Genomic DNA, 22,275 nt, shown 5'->3' on the forward strand with positions numbered 1-22,275 from the left:
AAGATGATGCTGCACCTCGTTCACCATCCCGCCTATGTCTCCCCTGCAACACCTGGTAGCGCGTATCGTTTCGACAAATATGGGCTGGTGATGCTGGCGCTGGAGGAAATCGGCGCGATCTATGTGCGCCATACGCCGGAGCCCATGCCCCGCGCCTGGATCGAGGCCGTGCATGACCCCGACTATGTCGAACAGGTGATGACCCTCACCGTCCCCCCGGAAAAGGAACGGCGCATCGGCTTTGCGGTGACGGAACGGGTGATGCGCCGGTCGCTGCTCTCGCCCGGCGGCACTTGGGCTGCGGCGAAGCTCGCGATGATCCATGGCTATGCCGCCAACGCGGCCGGCGGCAGCCACCATGCGCTCGCTGATACGGGCGCCGGCTATTGCGTGTTCAACGATCTCGCCATCGCCGCCAACCGGCTGATCGCGGAAGGGGACGCCGCGCGCATCCTGATCCTCGATTTGGACGTGCATCAGGGCGACGGCACCGCGTCGCTGCTGGCGGGGCGCAGCGACATCTTCACCCTCTCGATCCACGCCGAAAAGAATTTCCCGGTGCGAAAGGCGCGATCGACGCTCGACATCGGCCTGCCCGACAAGACGGGTGACGATGCCTATCTCGCCATTCTGGCCGAAACGCTCCCCCCTGTGCTCGCCGATTTCGCGCCCGACCTCATCCTCTACCAGGCCGGCGTCGATCCCCATGGCGACGACCGGCTCGGCCGCCTCGCTCTCACCGACGCGGGGCTGGACGCGCGCGACCGCTATGTCATGCGCCAGGCGCGCGCGCGCGGCATTCCGGTCGCCAGCACCATGGGCGGCGGCTATGGCGCCGACCGCATGGCGGTTGCCCACCGCCACGCCGCCTGCATGATAAGGATGGCGGAGGAGATCGCCTAGCGCGCCAGATCCGCATCGATGGCGGGGACCGCCTTGCTCTCCATCAGCTTCGCCGCGATCAGCCCGGCGGCGGCGAGCGCCAGGAAATCGCTGAAGCCGAGATAGAGAATATAGCCCCAGGGCGCATGGTTGAACACCGCCTGCCCGACATGCATCCACAGCGCCGCCGCCACGGCGAAGATCACCGACACCCGCGCGCGGCTGTTGAAATCGGGGAGAGCGAAGCGCAGCGCCAGCGCGATCAGCAGCCCGACCACCACGGCCAGAATCGCGCCGCCGATCAGCGCCGCGCCATCGGTCACCGGAAAGCCGCTGCTGTTGTAGAAGATCTGCGCCACCGGTCCCTTGCCATAGAGAATGGTGCCCTGCGCGGTAGCCGGATCGGGGATGATATAGACGCCGGTGCCGCCGCTGTTGAGGCCCTGCGCCAGCGCTGCCTGAAGATTGGCGCTCGCCTGATCGTCGGCGCGGCTCAGCGCCAGCGCCGACAGCGGCGTGCCCCAGAAGAGGAAGCCGATGATGAACATCGCAAGGCCGCCGAGCAGCCCGCCGATAAAGATGCGGATCATGATGCCTCCCCTGACGCTATGGCGCGGAAAACCTGCGCTCCCAACGCGGAAGGTTCAACTTCTATCCCTCAGTCGGCGGGCCGCGACGCCTTTTCCGCGATGCCCGACACGCCTTCGCGCCGCTCCAGTTCGTCCAGCACGGCGTCGAACGACACGCCCGCATCGGCCAGCAGCAGCATCAGGTGGAAGATGAGGTCGGCGCTTTCGCCCACCAGCCCGTCGCGATCGTCCCCCATCGCGGCGATCACCGCCTCGACCGCTTCCTCGCCCACTTTCTGCGCGATCTTCGCCCGGCCGCGCGCCGTCAGCCTGGCGACATAGGAAGCCGACGGATCAGCGCTCCGCCGCTGCAGGATCGTCTGTTCGAGGGTATGAAGGGTCGCGCGCATGGCGGCATCAAGCGCCCCGCGCGCGACCCGTCAAGCCTTACTTGCGCTTGCGGCGCGCGAAGAAGACGCGGCCGGCGAGCACCGCCGCGCCCATGCCGAACAGCGCCATCTGCTCGGGCTCGGGCACCGGAGTCGGATTGCCGCCCGAGCTGCCGCCACCTGAAGAGCTGCTGCTGCTGCCGCCCGAAGAGCCGCCGCACTTGCCGAACCAGCAACCCCAGAAGGTCGCCTGCGCTGGCGAGGGCAGCGCCGCAGCCATCAGGCCGGCGGCGCCCATCGTCAGGATCATCTTGCTCATAGTCATGAATGTCACCCCTTGTTCACGCGAAAACCGATGGTCGTTCGCGACCCGACAAGGGTTAATGCAGGAGCCGTGCCGTTGCATGGCGGCCAGCGGAAATCCGTCGATCCGCTGGTTAACGCCAGCAGCGCTATCCTGCCCTTTGTAAGATATGCCGACTCTTGCAGCGCGGTCAGGCGCGACGCACCGCAACGCCCGCCGCCGCCAGCGCGCGATGCGCGTCCGCTACGCTGTGCTGGCCGAAATGGAAGATGGAGGCGGCCAGCACCGCGCTCGCATGGCCCTTCGTCACGCCCTCGACCAGATGGTCGAGCGTGCCGACGCCGCCGCTGGCGATCACCGGCACCGACACCGCATCGGCGATCGCGCGGGTCAAGGCCAGGTCATAGCCCGCGCGCGTCCCGTCCCCGTCCATCGACGTGACCAGCAGTTCGCCCGCGCCCAGCTCCGCCAGCCGCACCCCATGCGCCACCGCGTCGATCCCGGTCGGCTTGCGCCCGCCATGGGTGAAGATTTCCCAACGATCCTCGCCGACCCGCCGGGCATCGACCGATCCGACGATGCACTGGCTGCCGAAGCGATCGGCGATGTCGGCCACGACCTCCGGCCGCGCGACCGCCGCGCTGTTCACCGCCACCTTGTCCGCGCCCGCGAGCAGCAGCGCGCGCGCATCCTCGGCGCTCCGCACCCCGCCGCCCACGGTCAGCGGCATGAAGCATACCTCCGCCGTGCGCCGCACCACGTCCAATATGGTGCCGCGCGCCTCATGGCTGGCGGTGATGTCCAGGAAGCACAGCTCGTCCGCCCCCGCCGCGTCATAGAGCCGCGCCTGCTCCACCGGATCGCCGGCATCGCGCAGATCGACGAAATTGACGCCCTTGACCACGCGCCCATCGGCAACGTCGAGGCAGGGAATGACGCGGGTTCGGACGGTCATTATTCCTCCCCTGCAAGGGGAGGGGGACCGCCGGCGTAGCCGGTGGTGGAGGGGGGCAGTCCCATAGCGACGTGCGAGAGGCCGGCCCCCTCCACCATGCTTCGCATGGTCCCCCTCCCCGTACCGGGGAGGAATAGGTCCGCGTGCATCACGCCGCCGCCTGCGCCACCGCCAGCGCGGTCTTGAGGTCCAGCCGGCCGTCATAGAGCGCCCGCCCGGTAATGACGCCCTCTATCCCCTCGTCGGCATGAAGGCTCAGCACGCGAATGTCGGCGATCCCCGCCACGCCGCCGCTCGCGATCACCGGAATGTCGGTGGCGCGGGCAAGGTCCACGGTCGCGTCGATGTTGCAGCCTTTGAGCAGCCCGTCGCGCCCGACATCGGTGAAGAGCAGGCTCGCGACGCCCGCATCCTCGAACCGGCGGGCGAGGTCGATCACCGGCATGTCGCTCTTTTCCGCCCAGCCGTCGGTCGCGACGAAGCCGTCGCGGGCGTCCACCGCTACGACGATCCCGCCAGGGAAGTCACGCGCCGCCGCCTTGACGAAGGCAGGGTCTTTCAGCGCCGCCGTGCCAATCACGATGCGCGCGACGCCCAGGTCGAACCAGCGTTCCACCGCCTCCCGGTTACGGATGCCGCCGCCCAGCTGGACATAGCCGGGAAAGGCGTCGACGATCGCCTCGACCGCCGACGCATTCACGGCATGGCCGGCGAAGCTGCCGTCGAGATCGACCACATGCAGATGCTGCGCGCCGGCCTCGGCGAACAGCAGCGCTTGGCGTGCCGGGTCGTCGCCATAGACGGTCGCGCGGTCCATATCGCCCTCGGCCAGACGTACGACCTGGCCGCCTTTCAGGTCGATGGCGGGAAAGACGATCAGGGACATGATGCTGACACCCGTTCAGTTCGAGCTTGTCGAGAACCCGCGCGCTTGGTTCTCGACAAGCTCGAACCGAACGGGTGGGGCAGATAATTCACGGCTTCCACGCTAGAAATCGCGCAAGGAAAGACAGCCCATAGCGCTGGCTCTTTTCCGGGTGGAACTGGCAGCCGATGATGCTGTCCCGCGCCACCGCCGCGACCAGCGGCCCGCCATGGTCGGTGACCGCCGCCACATGAGCCGGGTCGGCCGCGTCGAAATGATAGCTGTGCAGGAAATAGGCCTCGCCGCCCTCCAGCAGCGCCGGCGCAGCCGCCGTCAACGTCACGTCGTTCCAGCCCATATGCGGTACCTTGATTGCCGAGTCGCCCGGCTCGATCAGCCGCACCGTGCCCGGCACCCAGCCCAGCCCCTCATGCCGCCCGAACTCCTCGCCGGCATCGGCCAGCAACTGCATCCCCACGCACACGCCCAGGAACGGTACGCCGCGCTCCCGAACCGCAGCGCCCATCGCCTCCACCATCCCGTCGATCCCGACCAGCGCGTCGCGGCAGGCACGGAACGCGCCCACGCCCGGCAGCACGATCCGGTCCGCCTTCGCCACGACATCGGCGTCGGCGGTGATGACGACATCCGTCGCGCCCGCCTTACGCAGCGCATTATGCACCGAATGGAGGTTGCCCGCGCCATAGTCGATGAGGGCGATGGTCACGCCAGCAGGCTCTCCAATGTGACGCCCGGCGCGGCCTTCACCGGCACGAACTCGATCAGTTCGAACGTCGCCACATTGTTGATGAAGAAGGGATCGCCCGCCGCCTTTTCCTGCAACGCCGCCCGCGTGCCGCGCGCCAGCAGCACGCCGCCCTCGCGCGGTTCCAGCGGGCCGGCCAGCAACAGCCAGCCTTCGGCAATGCCCTGGTCCAGCCATTCGCGATGCGCCGCCCGATAGCCGTCCAGAACATCGAGCGCCGCGGTATAGGTGATGGAAATCAGGAACATCGCCACGATTCCTTATAGAATGCCCTTGGTGGACGGGATCGCGTCCGCCTTGCGCGGGTCGATCTCGACCGCCTGCCGCAGCGCGCGGGCCAGCCCCTTGAACGCGCTCTCGACGATATGGTGGTTGTTGCCGCCATAGAGATTTTCGATGTGCAGCGTGATGCCCGCCGCCTGCGCGAAGCTGTGGAAGAAATGCTCCACCATCTCCGCGTCCCACTCGCCGATCTTGCTCACGGTGAAGGGCAGCTTGCACACCAGCCAGGGCCGGCCCGAAATGTCGAGCGCCACCCGCGTCAGCGTCTCGTCCATAGGCGAATAGACGCTGCCGTAGCGGCTGATGCCGCGCTTGTCGCCCAGCGCCTTGGCCACCGCCTCGCCGATCGCGATCGCCGTGTCCTCGGTTGTGTGATGCTGGTCGACATGCAGGTCGCCCACCGTTTTCACGTCCATGTCGATCAGCGAATGGCGGGAAAGCTGCTCGATCATATGGTCGAAAAAGCCGATCCCGGTCGATACGGTGTAAAGCCCGGTGCCGTCCAGATTGACGGTCACGTTGATCTGCGTTTCCGCAGTGTTGCGGTGAATCTCGGCCGTGCGCATGGCCGCGCTATAGCGGCTTGCGCCCATCATGCAATGACGCGCGCGGGGTTGACCCCGCCTTTCCCGCCGCTAGGACAGGGGGCCATGAGCGACGACCTGCCCGACAGCCTGATTCCCTATGACGAGATCGTGCAGGAGGCGCTGCGCGCCGTGGTCGGCCGGGTGCTGGGCGAAGTGCAGACGACCGGCGGGCTGCCGGGCGCGCATCATTTCTACATCACCTTCAAGACGCAGGCGCTCGGCGTCGACATTCCCCGCCATCTGATCGAGCGCTTCCCCGACGAAATGACCATCGTCCTCCAGAATAAATTCTGGGATTTGAAGGTCAGCGACGTGCATTTCGAGGTCAGCCTGACCTTCAGTCAGGTCGCCGCCCACCTCGTCATCCCGTTCAGCGCGATCACCGCTTTCGTCGATCCGGCGGTCAATTTCGCGCTCCAGTTCCAGGTCCAGGGCGACGAAGCCCCCGAACCGCATGAAGCGGCCGAAAATGACGCGCCCCAGGCGGTTGCGGAGGACGGATCGAACGTCGTCACGGTGGACTTCGGCAAGAAGAAATAGGGGCTCTCGCCCTCTCGCTCATACCAGCGCGCCTCAATCGAAACCTGAAGCTCTTGTTCCCCGGCGCAGGCCGGGGTCCAGCTGGGAGCGCGGAACTAGGCCCCGGCCTCCGCCGGGGAACGCCCCCAACGCCCGTTGAATCACCCGTTCAGATACTCCCATATTTTCGAGATCACGACCGATCCCTCGCCCACCGAGGACGCGACGCGCTTGACCGACCCCGCGCGCACGTCGCCCACCGCGAAGATGCCGGGCTGCGAGGTCGCATAGGTCGAATCGCCCCCCGCCGCGTCGCCGGTCAGCACGAAGCCCTTGTCGTCCAGCGACACCAGTCCTGACAGCCACTCCGTATTGGGAGCCGCGCCCACCATGATGAACAGGCCGCAGGTCCGCACCTCGCGCGTCTCGCCGCTCTGGATGTCGCGCACCGTCACCGCTTCCAGGCTGTTCTCCCCGTGCAGCGCGACGACTTCGCTATGATAGTCGATGCTGATCGCCGGGTCCGCCTCCAGCCGGCTCGACAAATAGCTCGACATGGAGGCGGCGAGCGATCCGCCCCGCACCAGCAGCCGGACATGATCGGCCGTGCGGCTGAGGTACATCGCCGCCTGTCCCGCCGAATTGCCGCCGCCGATGACGATCGCCTCCGCCCCGGTGCAATAGCGCGCCTCATTCTCGGTCGCGGCATAATAGACGCCCGCGCCCTCGAACTGCGCCAATTTTTCGATCGGCAGCCGGCGATATTGCACGCCGGTCGCCACCACCACCGCCCCGGCGCGGATGCTGTGCCCATTGTCCAGCCGGGCGCAGAAAGAGTCGTCCGCCATCCGCTCCAGCGCGGTCGCGCGGCAGGGGATGACGAAGCGGGTGCCGAACTTCATCGCCTGCACCTCGCCGCGCCACAGCAGGTCCGCGCCCGAAATGCCGGTCGGAAAGCCCATATAATTTTCGATCCGGCTCGACGTGCCCGCCTGCCCGCCGATGGCGATATCTTCGACCACCAGCGCGCGCAGCCCCTCCGCCCCGGCATAGACCGCCGCCGCCACGCCCGCCGGCCCGCCGCCCACGATCAGCACGTCGAACGCCTCGCATTCGCCGATGTCGCGGTTGAGGCCCAGCAGCTGCGCCACCTTGTGCGGGGTCGGTTCCTCGATCACCTGGTCGCGGCCGAAGATGACCGCCGGCCGATCGTCAGGCACCGCGCAGCTCTGCGCAACCCGGCGCGCATCGTCGCTGCCGAGCGGGTAGGAGGCGAAGGGCAGGCGGTTGCGGCTGGCGAATTCGGCGATGCAGCGCACGTCGCGATCGACTTCTTCGCCGATCAGCACCAGCGCGCCGTCCTGCATGTCGAGCTGCCGCCGCCGCCGCGCGGCGATCACGGTGATGATGATGTCGGACATTTCCGGGATTTGCGACATCAGCCGCAGCATCGCCGCGCGCGGCACCTCGATCACCTGCGTGTCGCGCGCGGCGCGCATCGGCATGGTCCACACCCCGCCGGACAGAAAGCCGATCTCCGCCATGAACTGGGCCGGGCCAAGGGTGGAGGCGACATGGCGTTCGTCACCGAACGGATTGACGACCTCTATCTCGCCATCCTCGACATAGACGAAGCGGTCGGCCGGATCGCCCGGTCGCGCCAGGAACGCGCCGGCGGGATAATGCGCCGGCGTGCCCGCCGCGCGCAGCGCCTCGACATGCGCGGCGGCCAGCGGCACCCGCTGCATCTCGCGCAGATCACGACCGATCGTTTCCATGGGCTCGCCTCCTCTGGCCCGTTCTGCCGCATCCGCACGACGCCGCCTACCGCAAATTCAGCCGCCGATGATATGGTCCACGCTGCGATCGGCGCGAAGGAAGATGGTCAGCGTCGCGCGGCCCGGCATCTGCTCAAGCATATGCCGGGTCAGCCGCTCATAATGCTGGATGAAGCGGGCAAGCTGGCCCACGTCCATCACCCCATCGGCATCGCCGACCCGTGCCCGCAGCGCCGCTTCCTGCTCGCCCCGCCACTGCGCCACCATCTCGAAGCCCGGCGCGGCGAGAAGCGCCAGCGCATCCAATCGCCCGAAGAGCGCTTGATACTCTCCCGCCAGCGCCGCGTTCACATAAGCGCGCCAGCGCCCCTCGGCGTCCTCTTCCGCCTCCAGCCGGTTGACCGGCGCGACCAGCGCCGCGTCCGGCTGCGGCGCCGCGCCGACGCACCAGCCCTCCAGGATCAGCAGCCGCGTGCCCGCCGCCGCGATCGGCCATTCCGCCTCCGGCGCGCGATCGTCGCGCCCTTTGTCGAACCGGGGCAGCGCCGCTGCTTCGCCTCGCTCCAGCGCCGCGATCACCGAAAGGCCAACCGCCACGTCATGCGTGCCCGGCACGCCCCGCGTCCGCAGCAGCGGATGCACCTGCGCCGCCAGCCGCTCGCGCTCGGCCTTGGTACGATACAGATCGTCGATCGAGAGAAGCGCGCAGGCAACGCCGCGCGCCTCCATCCGCGCCTTCAGACCCCCCGCCAATGTAGATTTTCCGCTGCCCTGCGCGCCAGCGATGCCCAGCACCACCAGCCCGTCGCGCGCCGCCAGCAACCGATCGGCCAGCGCGGCGACAGGCTCCAGCGGCGTCATCGCCTTATTGCGCCGCGACCAGCAGCTTGTCGATCTTGCGCCCGTCCATATCGACGATCTCGAACCGCCAGCCCTGATCGTCGATATAGTCGCCGACTTCGGGCAGGCGGCGCATCAGCCACAGCACATGGCCCGCGACGGTCGCATAGTCGCGGTCCTCCGACAGGCTGATGTCGATTCGTTCGGCCAGCTGGTCGATCGCCATCTGCCCCGACACCAGCAGGCTGCCATCCTCGCGCTCGACCAGATCCGGCTCGTCATAGGCGTCGCGGTCGGACGCGAAATGGCCGGCGATGGCGGACAGAAGATCGGCGGGCGTCACGATCCCCTCGAAATGCCCATATTCGTCATGCACCATGACCATCGGCACGTCGGACCGGCGCAGCACTTCCAGCGCGTCCATCGCATCCACCTGATCGGGCACGACCTCCGCCCGGCGCATCAGCGATTCCAGGTTCAGCGGCTCGCCCCGGAACAGCGCAGTCATGATGTCGCGCGCCTGGACGATGCCGATAATATCCTCCACCGACCCCCGGCCGATCGGCAGGCGCGTGTGCGGCGTGTCGAGCAGCCGCGCGCGGATCGTCGCCTCATCGGCGGCGATGTCGATCCAGTCGACGTCCATCCGCTGCGTCATCACCTCGCGCACCGGCCGGTCGGCGAGCCGCACCACGCCGGAGATGATCGCCCGCTCGCTTTCCTCGATCACGCCCGACTTGCTCGCTTCGGCGACGATCAGGTGCAGTTCCTCGGCGGTCACATGGCTTTCGGATTCGCGGTCGAGGCGCAGCGCCTTGAAGATGAGGATGCTCGATATGTCGAGCACCCAGACGATCGGCGCGGTGATCCGGGCGAGCCACATCATCGGCGTCGCCACCACCACCGCGATCGGCTCGGGCGCGCGCAGCGCGAACTGCTTGGGCACCAGCTCGCCCACGATCAGCGAGGCATAGGTGGTGAGGCCGATCACGATGGCGAAGCCCAGATTTTCGGCAAGATTGGGCGAAAGGCCGAGCGCCGCCAGCCGCTCGCCCACCGGCCCGCCCAGGCTCGCGCCCGAATAGGCGCCGGTGCCGATGCCGATGAGGGTGATGCCGATCTGGACGGTGGACAGGAACTTGCCGGGATCGGCGGCAAGGCCCAGCGCGGCGCGCGCGCCCTTGCGCCCGGCCTTCTCCATCGCCTGCAACCGGGGGCGGCGCGCCGACACCACGGCCAGCTCCGACATGGCGAAGACGCCGTTCAGCGCCACCAGCACCAGGATGATGACAAGATCGACCCACGGAAAGGGAGTCGGATTGTGAGGGGGGATCGGGGCCATAGCGGTCAGCGAATCGCTATAACCTTGATTCTTTCATTTTCACAACCTTGCCATCATTGGCTGTTCAGTTCGCTTGTGGAACAAAGTTGATCGCTCGGTGATTGGGGAGGTCACCCGCGGTTGATTGACACCAAGACAAGGGACATTGGATCATGAGGATTTCGCATCGCATCTTGGGCGCGGCCGGCCTGGCCGCCATGCTCGCCACCACCGCCTGCACCACCGACCCGACCACCGGCGAGCGCCGCGTGTCGAAGGCCGCGATCGGCGGCATCGGCGGCGCGCTGGGCGGCTATCTGCTCGGCGATCTGGTCGGCGGCCGGCGCGACCGCACCGAAAAGATCGTGGGCGCAGGGATCGGCGCGATCGCGGGCGCGGGCATCGGCGCCTATATGGACGCGCAGGAGCGCAAGCTGCGCGAGCAGACCGCCGGCACCGGCGTGGACGTGATCCGCGACGGCGACAATCTGCTGCTGCGTATGCCCTCGGGCATCACCTTCGCCTATGATCGAGCGGACGTGCAGCCGCAGTTCCAGCCGACGCTGAACGATGTCGCGTCGGTTTTGGCGCAATATCCCAAAACCTATGTCGACGTTCTCGGTCACACCGACAGCGACGGCACCGACGCCTATAACCAGACGCTTTCGGAGCGCCGGGCGCAGGCGGTTGCGAGCTATCTGGTGAGCCGCGGCGTCCAGTCGGCGCGCATCGCGACGCGCGGCTATGGCGAAACCCAGCCGATCGCGTCCAACGCGACCGAAGAAGGCAAGGCGTCCAACCGCCGCGTCGAAATCAAGATCGCGCCCGTCACCGAAAACGACGTGCGGAGCTGATCGCCAGCATCAGGCGCGGACGCTGAGCGCCCGCGCCATCAATTCCAGCGCCGCCCGTTCCGCAGCCGGATCGGGCGGCAGCCTGCCATCGAGCGCCAGCGTGGCAAGGCCATGCACCAGCCCCCAGCAGGCGAGCGCGCCCGCTTCGGCGCGGTCCGGCGCCAACTGCGCCACGCGCCGCGCCATTCGCCCATAGGCGTCCAGACATTCTTCCTGCGGCAATGTCAGCCCGGCATGGTCCGCGAACATCAGCCGGAACAGCGCCGGATGGGTCCGCGCGAAGGCGATGTAGGACAGCCCTTGCGCCGTTAATGCGACCGCCGCGTCATCGCCGCCATCCGCCTCCGCCGCCTCCGCCTCCAGCATCGCAAAGCCGCGCAGCGCCACCGCCGCCATCAGCGCGCTCTTGTCCGCGAAATGGCGATAGGGGGCCATGGCCGACACGCCCGCCGCCCGCGCCACCGCGCGCAGGCTGACCTCCGCCTCGCCTTGTTCCAGCAGCGCCAGCGCGCAATCGACCAGCCGATCGTGGAGCGGCGCGGCGGGGGAGAGGGCATCACTTTGGGGCACGTTTACACTGTAATCATTGCTGGTATGTTTACAGCATAAACAGCAAGGAGCGAGTCGATGCAATCCCGCACTTCCGTGGACCTTTCCGCCTATCCCGACCTCATTGTCATCATGCTGGGCTTTCGCGTGTCGAACTGGCGCGGCTTCCTGTCGCTGATCGGCATCGGCAAGGGGCTGCGGTCCATCCAGGATGCGCCGCCCGACGGGCTGCTGGCGCACGAACAATGCCTGTTCGCGCTCAACCATGTCGGCATCCGCCAATATTGGCGCGACCTCGAAAGCCTCGAACGCTTCACCCGCTCCGCCCCCCATTCGCACTGGTGGCGCGATTTCGCGAAGCTCAGCAACGGCGCGGGCTTCTGGCACGAAACCTACGCGCGGAACGGGGCGATGGAAGCGCTCTACGCCAACCTGCCAGGCCCAATGGGCTTCGCCCGCTTCGCCCCGCCCCTGGATCCGGTCGGGCCGTTCCTCACGGCGCGGGCGCGGATGGAGCGGCGGGTGGGGTGAGGGAGATTTGGGCGGTTTGAGGAATGTTCGCTTTCAGCGTATTTTGTCAGATGGCTGTCGCTTTGTCCTTATGAGAGAAGCATGATCTTTATCGCAATCACCGCAGCATTACCCGTTGATGTGCCGGCGCCACTGCAACATGGAATCCAGGCCGCAATTCAGTTCGAGTTACATCGCGATCGACTGGACGGGCAAGGCAACGCAGTAGCGCTAAAATTGGCATTCTGCGCGTAAAGACAAGTCTAGCCGACCCAATGTCAGAAACATTAAGTGCAGCGAAAGGCTCTCGACACTTACATGCTTTTTTTCACTGTACCGTTCGGAGGTGACGTTTCACCTCGATCAACGTCTTCCCAGTACTTTGCTTTGCCACGCGAATTTTTCAAAGGCTGAAGATGGGCGCTGGGTTGTTGAGTATGTATCGCCTCGCGGAGGCCCACCCATGCAATCGACGATGCGGTGCGAAGCGCCTGCGTGAACGGCAGTTAAATAGCGACGCCTTGCCATTTTGAAGAAAACAACTGGTCGTTTCCAACCACCCCTCTCCCTTGAGGGTCGGCCAGAGGCAAGTGACTCTGGCTGAGGATGCGCAGACTTGGCAGCTTGCTGCCCAGTCGTAGCTGGGTGAGGAGGCTGAAAACTCTCGACAGCGCGCATCCCCCTCATCCAACTCCGCCTAGCCGCTGCGCGGCAAGGCGTCCTATCCTTCTCCCCCGTGGGGAGAAGGAAGGTTCGCCCCCACATCATCCTCCCCTGCAAGGGGAGGTGGATGGCCGAAGGCCAGACGGAGGGGTGTCACCCTATCGATAGGCTGACACCCCTCGCTCACGCGCTCCGCGCGCGCCACCTCCCCTTTCAGGGGAGGAAGACTTGCCCCCGCTAAAAACTCGCCTTCAGCCCGTCGATCACGAATTGCGCCGCCAGCGCCGCCAGCAGCACGCCGAGCAGCCGGGTGATGACCGCCTCGATCTTCGCGCCCAAGAGCGCCATGATCGGCCCCGCCGCCAGCAGCGACCCCAGCATCAGCACCAACGTCAGCACCACCGCGCCCAGCACCACGCCGCGCTCCGCCAGCCCGTCCGCCCGCGACATCAGCAGCATCACCGTCGCGATCGATCCCGGCCCGGCGATCATCGGCATCGCCATGGGAAAGACCGAGACATCCTCGACTTCCGGCGTCTCGGCGATCTTCTGCGCCCGGTCCTCGCGCCTCTGGGTGCGTTTCTCGAACACCATGTCCATGGCGATGATGAACAGCATGATGCCGCCCGCGATCCGAAAACTGTCGAGCTGGATGCCGAGCACGCCGAGCAGTTGCTTGCCCCAGAGCGCGAACACCAGCAGGATCGCCGCCGCGATGCCCGTCGCGCGGACCGCCATCGCGCGCCGCTGCGCCGCGCTCGCCCCGGTGGTCAGGCTGGCATAGATGGGCGCGCAGCCCGGCGGGTCGATCACGACGAACAGCGTCACGAAGGCGGAGAGGAACAAAGCGATCATGACGCGGCGACCCGGTCGTCGATCACTGTCTCATAAGCGTCGCCCGTCCACATCTTCACCGTCACGCGGCGGCTGTTGTCGGGTGCGACCTCGGCGGTCCAGAGCAGGCTCTCGTCGGGCGGCGGCGCGGGGCGCTCGCCCTTCACCGGCATCGGCGGCGGCCCCTCCGGGCGCTGCCCGCGCTTGCAGGTGGCGACCTTGCCCGTCAGGAACTCCGGCGCGGGGCGCGGCGCGGTCAGCCGGTCCCCATGGTCCAGCACCCATTTCCACGCGCCCTTCCTGTCGCGCCGCCAGATCGTCGTGAAATAGCCCACCGATCCATCCGGCCGTGTCCAGTTGCCCGTGCTCGCCGCGACATTGCCGTCGCACGCGACATAGACGATCGAGGGCGACCAGACGACCGATTTTGGCGGATCCGCCTGCTTCTTCAGCCACTCCTTCGCCACCACCTTCTGCGGCACGAACAGCACCGCATCCTCGGCCGCAGTCTCGCGGAAGGCGGTCCATTGCCCCTTTTTCTGCGCCAGCCGGTTGAAGGCGATCTCGGCCGCGATCACGCTGCTGGGGTCGGGCTGGAACCGCATCGGCGGCCGGGCGGCGATCAGCAGCCCCGCCGCGACCGCGATTAGCGCGATCCGTTTCACAGCCCCTCCGGCTTCGCCAGCCCCGCCCGCGCGCACGCCGCGACCAGCGTATTGCGCAGCAGCACCGCGATCGTCATCGGCCCGACCCCGCCGGGGACAGGCGTGATCGCCCGCACATGGGCCAGCGCCTCGGCGGTGGCGACATCGCCCACCAGCCGCGTCTTGCCCTCTTCCTCATCGTCCGCCACGCGGTTGATGCCGACGTCGATCACGGTCGCACCGGGCTTGATCCATTCGCCTTTCACCATTTCGGGCCGGCCCACCGCCGCCACGACGACATCCGCGCGATGGACCACGCTGGCAAGGTCGCGGGTGCGGCTGTGCGCGATCGTGACGGTCGCGCTTTCCGCCAGCAGCAGCTGCGCCATCGGCTTGCCGACGATGTTGGATCGCCCGATCACCACCGCCTCAAGCCCGCTCAGGTCGCCCAGCTCGTCCTTCAGCAGCATGATGCAGCCCATCGGCGTGCAGGGGACCAGCGCCTCCTGCCCGGTCGCCAGCCGCCCCGCATTGACGACATGGAAGCCATCGACATCCTTGGCCGGATCGATCGCGCCGATCACCGCCGCCTCGTCGATGTGCGCCGGCAACGGCAGCTGCACGAGTATGCCGTCGACCCGATCGTCGTGATTCAGCTCCTCGATCAGGTCGAGCAGATCCTCCTCGCCGATGCTGTCGGGCCGCTTGAATTCAAAGCTCTCCATGCCGACCGCGACGGTCATCTTGCCCTTGGAGCGGACATAGACGCTGCTCGCCGGGTCTTCGCCCACCAGCACGACCGCCAGGCCAGGCTTGCGCCCCGCTTGGCTCACGAACGCCGCGACTCCCTCGGCCACCCGGTCGCGCAGGCCGGCCGCGAAGGCCTTGCCGTCGATGATCTTGCCGATGGTCATGATGGGCGCGTCCCTATTCTCTATTGCAGCGGCTACCGCCCGCCGAACATGCCCCCCGCCTTAGCCGCTTCTTGCCCTTCGACTCCAGCGAAATGGGCGCCCGCTCACACCATCCCGAACAAGGGCGGCAATATCGCCTGCCGGATGATGAGGATCGCGAGCAGCACGACCATCGGCGACAGGTCGAGCGCGCCGAGATCAGGCAATACCCGCCGGATGGGATTGTAGATCGGCGCGGTCATCCGGTCGAGCGCCACCATCGCGGTGCGGACGAAATCATTGCCCATGTTGACGACGTTGAAGGCGATCAGCCAGCTCATGATCGCCTGGATGATGATGATCCACCACAGGACGTCCAGAAGGATGACGATGATCTGATAGAGCGCGTAGGCCACATGGGTCTCCGTTGGATGCGTCGCGCCGCTCTAGCCGACCCTGCCCCCCCGCCACAAGCGGGGAGCGCGGCTTCTTCCACCAGCGACATGGGAAATCGGCGAGCGGGGATGGCGCTGGCGCGGCGTGTCGCTATAGCGCGGTCATGGACTTCCGGGACGCCACCGCCGCCGACGCGCCGCTCGTCGCCGCCATGCATGTCGAAAGCTGGCGGCGCGCCTACGCCCATATCCTTGACCCCGCCTGGCTCGCCGGCCCGATCGAGGCCGAACGGCTGGGGCTCTGGACCGAGCGGCTGGCGACCCCAGTCCCTGACCGCCGCATCGTCATAGCGGAGCGGGACGGCGCGCCGCTTGGCTTCGTCTGCGTCGCGGGCGGCGACGATCCGCGCTGGGGCACGCTGGTCGACAATCTCCACGCCCTTCCGGCCGCGCGCGGCGCCGGCATCGGCTCGGCGCTGCTGGCGCGTGCGGCACAGTGGGCGCTGGAAGGCTGGCCGGGGCAGGGCCTCTATCTCTGGTGCTACACCGAAAACCTCGCCGCGCGCGGCTTCTACGCGCATCGCGGCGGCGTGGAGGTGGAGGATGTGGAGAAAGCCGGCCCGGATGGCCGCGCCTATCCCGAAAAGCGGATCGCCTGGCCCGACCCGGCTACGTTGCTGCGCTGACTCGGCCGAGCGCGGCCTATTTCCGCACCAAAGTCCCCGCGCCGCGATCGGTGAAGACTTCCAGCAGCATCGCGTGCGGCACCCGGCCGTCCAGGATGACGGCGGCGTCCACCCCGCCCTCGACCGCGCGCACGCAGGTTTCCAGCTTCGGGATCATGCCCCCGCTGATCGTCCCGTCCGCCTCCAGCGCATGGATCGCTTGCGGATCGAGGTCGCTCAGCAGCTGCCCCTGCTTGTCGAGCACCCCCGGCACGTCGGTCAAAAGGAAGAAGCGCGACGCCTTCACCTCCGCCGCGATCGCGCCCGCCATCGTGTCGGCGTTGACATTGTAGGTGTTGCCGTCCGCGCCGATGCCGACCGGGGCGACGACGGGGATGATGCCGCTCTGGCTCAGCGTGTCGAGAATAGACCGATCGACCGAGACCGGATCGCCGACAAAGCCCAGATCGACATTGCGCTCGATTCCCGAATTGGGGTCCGCTTCGCGCTTGCCCAGCACCTTTTCGCAGAGGACGAGGCCGCCATCCTTGCCCGAAATGCCGACCGCCCGGCCGCCCGCGCCCGCGATCCAGCCCACGATCTCCTTGTTGATGGAGCCGGCCAGCACCATCTCGGCGATCTGCGCCGTTTCCCGATCGGTGACGCGCAAGCCCCCGACGAACTGCGATTCGACGCCCAGCTTCTTCAGCATCGCGCCGATCTGCGGCCCGCCGCCATGGACGACGATGACGTTGATCCCGACCGCCTTCATGAGGACGACATCCTCGGCGAAGTCGCGCGCGGCTTCGGGGTCGCCCATCGCATGGCCGCCATATTTGACGACGAAGGTCTTCCCTGCATAGCGCTGCATATAGGGCAGCGCCTCGACAAGGACTTCCGCCTTGGCGAGCAGCGCGGGATCGGGGGCGTAATTGCTGGTCATGCGCGGGCGCATAGGGCCAAAGGGCGGGGGGAGCAAGTTTCGCCGCCGCCCCGCCCGTGGCGCGCGTCAATCGACGTAGATCGCCTGGAAGACGATCTTGTCGTTCCGCACGATGAAGGCGTCCTTGCCCGACACCTGGTTCGGCTGGCCCTTGTTCTGGACCCAGTGCAGGATCACGCTGTCGGGACCGGACGGCTCGATCACCGTCTCCATCGCCTTGATGCCGGGATGATGATCCTTGTCGGTCAGCGTCGCGAACACGCGCTGCGCCTGCGCCTGGCCGGAGAAGATGCCCGGTCCCTTGGCGGGCGCCTGGTCGGCGACCAGCCCTTGCGGCGTCACTACCACCGTGTCGGCCGAATAATCGTCCATGATCGGCTGGAGCGTGCCGACCTTCATGCTTTCGACATGGCGGGCGACGACTTCGGCCGGTGTTGCGGCGATCGCCGATCCGGCGACGCCAATGCTCAACAGTGCCAGGGCAAGGCGGAGAGTCATTGGGAATGTCCTTTCTTGATATCAGCCTTCGTAAGGGATGCCGGCTGCATGATCGCGGATGATCTGATCGACGCCCTCGGGCTTCACCGGCAGCTTCGTCCGGTTGGCCTCAAGCCAGGCGAAGAAATCCGCCTCGATCGCGTCGGTCCATTTGGTGTCGATCTGCCCGGCGGTATAGGTGCCCTCGCGCAGCCGCATATGGCCGAACATGTCGCGCAGCCGGGTGTTTTCGGAGAGCTTCACGACCTTCTCGGCGAGCTGCGGCGGGATGAACAGCACCCCGCCGTCGCGGCCCAGCACGACATCGCCCGGCATCGCCGTCGCCTTGCCGATGCGGACCGGGCCGTTGATCCCGACCATGGTCGAATTGAGCCGCGCCCCGGTCGCCATCGCGCCGAAATGGTGCGACGGATCGTAGGATCGGACGAAGGACACGAAATTGGGCAGCTCTTTCAGCCCGTTGATGTCCCGCACCGCGCCGTCATAGACGATGCCGTTGCCGCTGCGCGCATAGATGGCGTTGCCGACATTGTCACCGATCGACGGGCCGTCCTGCTTGAGGCCAAAATGGTCGCTGACATAGACGTCGCCCTTTTGCAGCATGTCCACCGGCCAGGCGTTCATCGCGCCCTTGCGCTTGTCCGCCACGCCCTGCTTCTCCAGCACCGTCTGGATATCGGGCCGGCCCGGCAGCCATTGCGATGTCAGCGCGCGGCCTACCAGCACCTTATCGGGGAAGATCGACAGCCAGCCATCCTCATATTGATGATTATACCCTGCGCTCCGCAGCGTCGCCCAGGCTTCCTCCAGCGTCACGTCGCGCATCCGCTCCAGGATCGCGTCGGGCACCTTGGGCCGCCCGTCCGGGAAGCGTTCGCCCGTCCATTCGGGCGTATGGCGGATCACCTGATCGCGCGAGAAGAAGCCGTCGCCGGCCAGCGCCGCGTTCGGCAGCAGCAGCGCGGCAATGGCGAAAGCGGCGGCCTTCCATTTCATGGTCTTGCCCATCCTCAATATTCCGGCGGCATCTGGTCGTTCGCGCCGCCGCGCGGCACCTCCACCCCGGCCGCCCAGAGGATGCCGTTCACCAGAAAGCGGCGCTGCTGCGGGAAGAGGTGCATATTGTCGTGAAAGTCGTTGCCGCCCCACACCATCGACCGCCCGCCATCGGGCCGCTGATAGGCCCAGGCGACCGGCCCGCCGCTCCCGTTCGCGGCGCTCGCGGGCTTCGCCGTCAGCAGCAATGTGCGCCCCGGATTGTCGGGCAGGAAATAGCGGGCATACATCTCCTCGCGCGGGGTCCAGGGCTTCACGCCATTCAGGATCGGATGCTTCGCCCCGCTCGGCCGGATCGCCCATGTGTCGACCGGATTGTGCGACACATAGGGTATCCACGCCCCACCCAGCCAGTTGCTGAGCCAGATGCGCCCGGCGCGATTGTCCACGAACATCGTGTAGTGATAGACCACCAGCCCCGTCTTGCGCCGCTTCAGCAGCGCGTCGAACGCGGTGAGCGCCGCCGTCGTCTCGGCATCGTAATTCAGCCCGTCCGTCTGCGCATATTGCGGGAACAGCGCGCCCGTCTCGCGCTTCAGCCAGTCGCCATTGCCGTCGATGACGATCGCGTCGGCCTGCTCCAGCAGCGCCAGATCGCGCGGCTTTTCGCCGACGATCACCTGCGCCCGCACCATCCGGTTCGCGCCGCTATGCTCCAGCATCCAGGCAATCTCGCGCAGATCCTTCTCATATTCGTGCCGGCCCGGCGGCCCATGCTGCTTGGGACCGGCGAACAGCAGGATGCGGACCGGTGGCAAAGGGGCGGTACCGGCGGGCAGGGGCAGCGCCGCCAGCAGCATCGCCGCGCCGGCCAATATCCGCCCGATCCACTTCACCTTATCCTCCCCGGACGCCATGCGCCTCATTTGCTATCATATATGATCTGACACAAAGCGCGGCCGGCTCCAACCCCTTATTTACGGGTGGACAATGACGAGGGGGGCTCAGTCCGGCAGGGCGATCATCGATATCTGCCGGCCATAGTCCGCCTCGCCCCGATGGCAGGCGCGGCGATAGCTGAAGAAGCGATCCGGCTGGCTGTAGGTATCCTCGTCCAGCATCGCGATCCGCCCGATCCCCGCGCCGGCGAGCCGCGCGGCGACATAGGCGGCGATGTCGAACTGCTGATGACCCGCCCGCCCCGGCGTGAAGAAGCGCTCATTGGCCGCATCCTCGCCCTCGAAGCGCGCGGCGAATTCGTCGCTTACCTCATAGGAGGCGCGGCCGATGCACGGCCCGATCGCGCAGGCGATTCGCTCGACCCGCGCGCTGAGCGCCACCATCGCCGCGATCGTCGCGTCGGTGACGCCGCCAATCGCGCCCTTCCACCCCGCATGGGCCGCGCCCACGACGCCCGCCTCGGCATCGGCGAACAGCACCGGCACGCAGTCGGCGGTCAATATGCCCAGCACCAGCCCCGCCCGATCGGTCACCATTGCATCGGCCGGCGGCCGCGCCTCCTCGGCGATCGGCGCGCGCACCGTCACGACATCGGCCGAATGCACCTGCCGCACCGTCACCAGCGCCGCGCCGGGCAGCAGCGCATCGCGCGCGAGGTCGCGGTTGCGCAGCACCGCCGCCCGGTCGTCCGCCGACCCCAGCCCGACATTCAGCCCGCCATGCACCCCCTCCGACACCCCGCCGCGCCGCCCGGCAAAGCCATGGGGCACATCGGCCAGCAGCGGCGTGCGCAGCAATTCGAGCATGGGCATGGCTCCTTCTTGTCGACCCACCCCATGGACCGGCATGTCACGCCCGCGCAATATACTTGCGCGGCACGGATTAGGCGATAGTCTCGGCGTCCATAAGCAAAAGAGGCGCGCCGCACAGGCGGCGCGTCCGGCATAGGGATACATCTGCATGATCTTCGGGCGGGTAAAGCCTTTGGACGCCATTTTGGCGACAGCGGAAAAGAAATCGCTGCACCGGTCGCTGGGGGCGTTCCAGCTCACCATGCTGGGCATCGGCGCGGTCATCGGCACCGGCATCTTCGTGCTGACGGCGGAGGCCGCGCAGAAGGCCGGGCCGGGCATGATGCTCTCCTTCGTCATCGCCGGCTTCGTCTGCGCGGTGGCCGCGCTCTGCTACGCCGAAATGGCGGCGATGGTGCCGGTGTCCGGCTCCGCCTATACTTATAGCTATGCCGTGATGGGCGAACTCATCGCCTGGATGGTCGGCTGGGCGCTGATCCTGGAATATGCCGTCGCGGCGGGCGCGGTCTCGGTCGGCTGGTCGGGCTATGTCGTTGGCCTCATCGAACATACATTCCATATGGACATACCCGATCTCCTGACGCGCGGGCCGTTCGACGGCGGCATGGTGAACCTGCCCGCGATGCTGATCGCCAGCCTCGTCACCTGGCTGCTGGTCATCGGCACCAAGGAAAGCGCCACCGTCAATGCGATCCTCGTCGCGATCAAGGTGTCGGCGCTGACGCTCTTCATCGTCCTGTCGATCCCGGTCATGAACATGGACGGCTTCACCCCCTTCGCCCCGCTCGGTTTCTCGGGCATTTCGGCGGCGGCGGCCTCGATCTTCTTCGCCTATGTCGGCTTCGACGCGGTCTCGACCGCCGCCGAGGAAACCAAGAACCCGCAGCGCAACATGCCGATCGGCCTCATCGGCTCGCTCGGCATCTGCACCATCTTCTACATGCTGGTCGCGGCCGGCGTGATCGGCACGGTCGGCGCGCAGCCCGTCTATGGTCCCGGCGGCGAAGCGCTAGCGCCCGGATCGGCTGCCCTGTCGCAGCAATGCGCGGCGCTCGCCGCGGCCGGCACCGAAGCCGTCACCTGCTCGAAGGAAGCGCTCGCCTGGACCTTGCGCGAAATCGGCTGGCCCCAGATCGGCAATCTGCTCGGCCTCGCCGCCGGCCTCGCTCTGCCCTCGGTCATCCTGATGATGATGTTCGGCCAGACCCGCATCTTCTTCGTCATGAGCCGCGACGGCCTGCTGCCGGAACTCTTCTCGAAGGTGCACCCGACCTACAAGACGCCGCATGTCATCACCATCCTGACCGGCATCTTCGTGGCGCTCTTCGCCGCCTTCTTCCCGGTCGGCATCCTGGCGGACATCTCCAACTCCGGCACGCTCTTCGCTTTCGCCGCCGTGTCGATCGCGGTGATGGTGCTGCGCCGGACCGATGCGAACCGCGCGCGCCCCTTCCGCACCCCGGCGATCAACATCACCGCGCCGATCGCTATCCTCGGCTGCCTCTATCTGTTCATCAGCCTCGGCACCGAAACCAAGCTGATGTTCGTCGGCTGGGCGGCGGTCGGCCTCATCGTCTATTTCGCCTACAGCCGCAACCGCAGCCATGTCGGGCGCGGCGTAGTGGACGTGCCGGAGGATGACGCCGGCATCCCGCCCCTGCCGGTGCCGCCGCTCCCCGGCGCGCATACGCCGGGCGGACAGGACGCATAAGGAAAGGTACGGGGCGGGAAACCGCCCCGTACCTTTTGGCGATCATGTCTTTTAAAGACCTAGAACGAAAATCCTCCCCTGTAAGGGCAGGGCAATCGCATATGGAATTTGCCTTTGGTGTGAAAAAGGATTTGGCCAAGTCTCCGTTCGCCCTGAGCCTGTCGAAGGGCCGTTTTTTTCTTTGTTCCGAGTGTCTGCGCCAAGAAAAGGATAGTCCTTCGACAGGCTCAGGACGAACGGCATTTTCATACGCGATAGCCCTGCCTGCCAGGGGAGGATGCCTTGCTCGGC

27 protein-coding genes are annotated in these 22,275 nt (G+C 66.9%); 6 read left to right on the plus strand and 21 right to left on the minus strand.

Translation table 11 applies throughout. The features are described 5' to 3' along the window. Window positions 1-6 precede the first annotated feature (6 nt). Window positions 7-903, plus strand: a complete 897-nt coding sequence (locus tag V2B31_RS08770; RefSeq protein WP_328277626.1) for a histone deacetylase family protein — start codon at window positions 7-9, stop codon at window positions 901-903. On the opposite strand, the gene V2B31_RS08775 is transcribed toward V2B31_RS08770, so the two are convergent. The 8 genes from V2B31_RS08775 to hisB form a co-directional block, all read right to left on the minus strand. Next, window positions 900-1,472: a hypothetical protein gene (locus V2B31_RS08775; protein ID WP_328277506.1), complete on the minus strand. Its 573-nt coding sequence runs from the start codon at window positions 1,470-1,472 to the stop codon at window positions 900-902. The genes V2B31_RS08770 and V2B31_RS08775 overlap by 4 nt on opposite strands. A 68-nt stretch (window positions 1,473-1,540) precedes the next feature. Beyond that, entirely contained in the window at window positions 1,541-1,861 is a 321-nt protein-coding gene (locus V2B31_RS08780; RefSeq protein ID WP_328277508.1) for a phosphoribosyl-ATP diphosphatase, read from the minus strand. A gap of 37 nt (window positions 1,862-1,898) precedes the next feature. Next, window positions 1,899-2,165 (minus strand): PEP-CTERM sorting domain-containing protein, encoded by a 267-nt coding sequence (locus V2B31_RS08785; protein WP_328277510.1) that lies wholly within the window; start codon window positions 2,163-2,165, stop codon window positions 1,899-1,901. Window positions 2,166-2,334: 169 nt separating this feature from the next. Next, complete coding sequence (hisF, locus tag V2B31_RS08790) at window positions 2,335-3,099, minus strand: imidazole glycerol phosphate synthase subunit HisF (protein ID WP_328277512.1); 765 nt, start codon at window positions 3,097-3,099, stop codon at window positions 2,335-2,337. Window positions 3,100-3,247: 148 nt separating this feature from the next. Beyond that, window positions 3,248-3,985 carry a 1-(5-phosphoribosyl)-5-[(5-phosphoribosylamino)methylideneamino]imidazole-4-carboxamide isomerase gene (gene hisA, locus V2B31_RS08795; RefSeq protein ID WP_328277514.1) on the minus strand — a complete coding sequence of 246 codons (738 nt, stop codon included), beginning with the start codon at window positions 3,983-3,985 and terminating at the stop codon, window positions 3,248-3,250. An 88-nt stretch (window positions 3,986-4,073) separates the two neighbouring features. Next, a complete protein-coding gene (gene hisH / locus V2B31_RS08800) occupies window positions 4,074-4,691 on the minus strand; it encodes an imidazole glycerol phosphate synthase subunit HisH (protein ID WP_328277516.1) in 618 nt (205 codons plus the stop codon). After that, complete coding sequence (locus tag V2B31_RS08805) at window positions 4,688-4,978, minus strand: YciI family protein (protein ID WP_328277518.1); 291 nt, start codon at window positions 4,976-4,978, stop codon at window positions 4,688-4,690. Before V2B31_RS08805 ends, hisH begins: the two co-directional genes overlap by 4 nt. 12 nt (window positions 4,979-4,990) lie before the next feature. Then, window positions 4,991-5,578, minus strand: coding sequence for an imidazoleglycerol-phosphate dehydratase HisB (gene hisB / locus V2B31_RS08810; RefSeq protein ID WP_328277520.1), 588 nt, complete (start codon window positions 5,576-5,578; stop codon window positions 4,991-4,993). A gap of 84 nt (window positions 5,579-5,662) precedes the next feature. Here hisB and V2B31_RS08815 point away from each other — a divergent pair, with 84 nt between their 5' ends. Beyond that, window positions 5,663-6,139 (plus strand): SspB family protein, encoded by a 477-nt coding sequence (locus V2B31_RS08815; RefSeq protein ID WP_328277522.1) that lies wholly within the window; start codon window positions 5,663-5,665, stop codon window positions 6,137-6,139. Between the two features lie 140 nt (window positions 6,140-6,279). On the opposite strand, the gene V2B31_RS08820 is transcribed toward V2B31_RS08815, so the two are convergent. Genes V2B31_RS08820 through V2B31_RS08830 form a run of 3 tightly spaced genes read right to left on the minus strand, consistent with a single transcriptional unit; the run spans window position 6,280 to window position 10,078 of the window. Then, the gene (locus tag V2B31_RS08820) at window positions 6,280-7,896 is read right to left on the minus strand and encodes an FAD-dependent oxidoreductase (protein WP_328277524.1); all 1,617 of its coding nucleotides are present in this window, start codon (window positions 7,894-7,896) and stop codon (window positions 6,280-6,282) included. Between the two features lie 57 nt (window positions 7,897-7,953). Next, complete coding sequence (locus V2B31_RS08825; protein ID WP_328277526.1) at window positions 7,954-8,757, minus strand: kinase; 804 nt, start codon at window positions 8,755-8,757, stop codon at window positions 7,954-7,956. Window positions 8,758-8,761: 4 nt separating this feature from the next. Continuing rightward, the gene (locus V2B31_RS08830) at window positions 8,762-10,078 is read right to left on the minus strand and encodes a hemolysin family protein (RefSeq protein ID WP_328277528.1); all 1,317 of its coding nucleotides are present in this window, start codon (window positions 10,076-10,078) and stop codon (window positions 8,762-8,764) included. Window positions 10,079-10,230: 152 nt separating this feature from the next. Between V2B31_RS08830 and V2B31_RS08835 the strand changes: the two genes are divergently transcribed. Then, window positions 10,231-10,911 carry an OmpA family protein gene (locus V2B31_RS08835; protein WP_328277529.1) on the plus strand — a complete coding sequence of 227 codons (681 nt, stop codon included), beginning with the start codon at window positions 10,231-10,233 and terminating at the stop codon, window positions 10,909-10,911. Window positions 10,912-10,920: 9 nt separating this feature from the next. Here V2B31_RS08835 and V2B31_RS08840 read toward each other — a convergent pair whose 3' ends face one another. Beyond that, window positions 10,921-11,481, minus strand: coding sequence for a TetR/AcrR family transcriptional regulator (locus tag V2B31_RS08840; RefSeq protein ID WP_328277531.1), 561 nt, complete (start codon window positions 11,479-11,481; stop codon window positions 10,921-10,923). Window positions 11,482-11,538: 57 nt separating this feature from the next. Here V2B31_RS08840 and V2B31_RS08845 point away from each other — a divergent pair, with 57 nt between their 5' ends. Continuing rightward, window positions 11,539-11,991, plus strand: coding sequence for a phenylacetaldoxime dehydratase family protein (locus V2B31_RS08845; RefSeq protein ID WP_328277535.1), 453 nt, complete (start codon window positions 11,539-11,541; stop codon window positions 11,989-11,991). Between the two features lie 879 nt (window positions 11,992-12,870). On the opposite strand, the gene V2B31_RS08850 is transcribed toward V2B31_RS08845, so the two are convergent. The 4 genes from V2B31_RS08850 to V2B31_RS08865 all read right to left on the minus strand — a co-directional run bounded on the left by V2B31_RS08850 (window position 12,871) and on the right by V2B31_RS08865 (window position 15,420). Further along, on the minus strand, window positions 12,871-13,488 hold the full coding sequence (locus V2B31_RS08850) for a MarC family protein (RefSeq protein ID WP_328277538.1): 618 nt from the start codon (window positions 13,486-13,488) through the stop codon (window positions 12,871-12,873). Then, entirely contained in the window at window positions 13,485-14,072 is a 588-nt protein-coding gene (locus tag V2B31_RS08855) for a YybH family protein (RefSeq protein ID WP_328277628.1), read from the minus strand. Before V2B31_RS08855 ends, V2B31_RS08850 begins: the two co-directional genes overlap by 4 nt. 56 nt (window positions 14,073-14,128) lie before the next feature. Further along, window positions 14,129-15,025, minus strand: a complete 897-nt coding sequence (gene folD, locus V2B31_RS08860) for a bifunctional methylenetetrahydrofolate dehydrogenase/methenyltetrahydrofolate cyclohydrolase FolD (protein ID WP_328277540.1) — start codon at window positions 15,023-15,025, stop codon at window positions 14,129-14,131. Between the two features lie 104 nt (window positions 15,026-15,129). After that, window positions 15,130-15,420: a YggT family protein gene (locus tag V2B31_RS08865; RefSeq protein WP_328277542.1), complete on the minus strand. Its 291-nt coding sequence runs from the start codon at window positions 15,418-15,420 to the stop codon at window positions 15,130-15,132. Window positions 15,421-15,563: 143 nt separating this feature from the next. Between V2B31_RS08865 and V2B31_RS08870 the strand changes: the two genes are divergently transcribed. Continuing rightward, complete coding sequence (locus tag V2B31_RS08870; protein WP_328277544.1) at window positions 15,564-16,085, plus strand: GNAT family N-acetyltransferase; 522 nt, start codon at window positions 15,564-15,566, stop codon at window positions 16,083-16,085. 16 nt (window positions 16,086-16,101) lie between these two features. On the opposite strand, the gene argB is transcribed toward V2B31_RS08870, so the two are convergent. The 5 genes from argB to pgeF all read right to left on the minus strand — a co-directional run bounded on the left by argB (window position 16,102) and on the right by pgeF (window position 20,267). Continuing rightward, window positions 16,102-17,019 (minus strand): acetylglutamate kinase, encoded by a 918-nt coding sequence (gene argB, locus V2B31_RS08875; protein WP_328277546.1) that lies wholly within the window; start codon window positions 17,017-17,019, stop codon window positions 16,102-16,104. Between the two features lie 54 nt (window positions 17,020-17,073). Then, window positions 17,074-17,505 carry a hypothetical protein gene (locus V2B31_RS08880; RefSeq protein ID WP_328277548.1) on the minus strand — a complete coding sequence of 144 codons (432 nt, stop codon included), beginning with the start codon at window positions 17,503-17,505 and terminating at the stop codon, window positions 17,074-17,076. A 21-nt stretch (window positions 17,506-17,526) separates the two neighbouring features. Next, a complete protein-coding gene (locus V2B31_RS08885; RefSeq protein ID WP_328277550.1) occupies window positions 17,527-18,513 on the minus strand; it encodes an RraA family protein in 987 nt (328 codons plus the stop codon). A 2-nt stretch (window positions 18,514-18,515) separates the two neighbouring features. Next, window positions 18,516-19,427, minus strand: a complete 912-nt coding sequence (locus tag V2B31_RS08890) for a ThuA domain-containing protein (RefSeq protein WP_328277552.1) — start codon at window positions 19,425-19,427, stop codon at window positions 18,516-18,518. 78 nt (window positions 19,428-19,505) lie between these two features. Further along, window positions 19,506-20,267, minus strand: a complete 762-nt coding sequence (gene pgeF, locus V2B31_RS08895) for a peptidoglycan editing factor PgeF (RefSeq protein WP_328277554.1) — start codon at window positions 20,265-20,267, stop codon at window positions 19,506-19,508. A 154-nt stretch (window positions 20,268-20,421) separates the two neighbouring features. Between pgeF and V2B31_RS08900 the strand changes: the two genes are divergently transcribed. Then, the gene (locus tag V2B31_RS08900) at window positions 20,422-21,984 is read left to right on the plus strand and encodes an amino acid permease (protein WP_328277556.1); all 1,563 of its coding nucleotides are present in this window, start codon (window positions 20,422-20,424) and stop codon (window positions 21,982-21,984) included. Window positions 21,985-22,275: the final 291 nt, after the last annotated feature.

Origin of the sequence: Sphingobium sp. (assembly GCF_036170395.1) — a bacterium.
Lineage (GTDB): Bacteria > Pseudomonadota > Alphaproteobacteria > Sphingomonadales > Sphingomonadaceae > Sphingobium.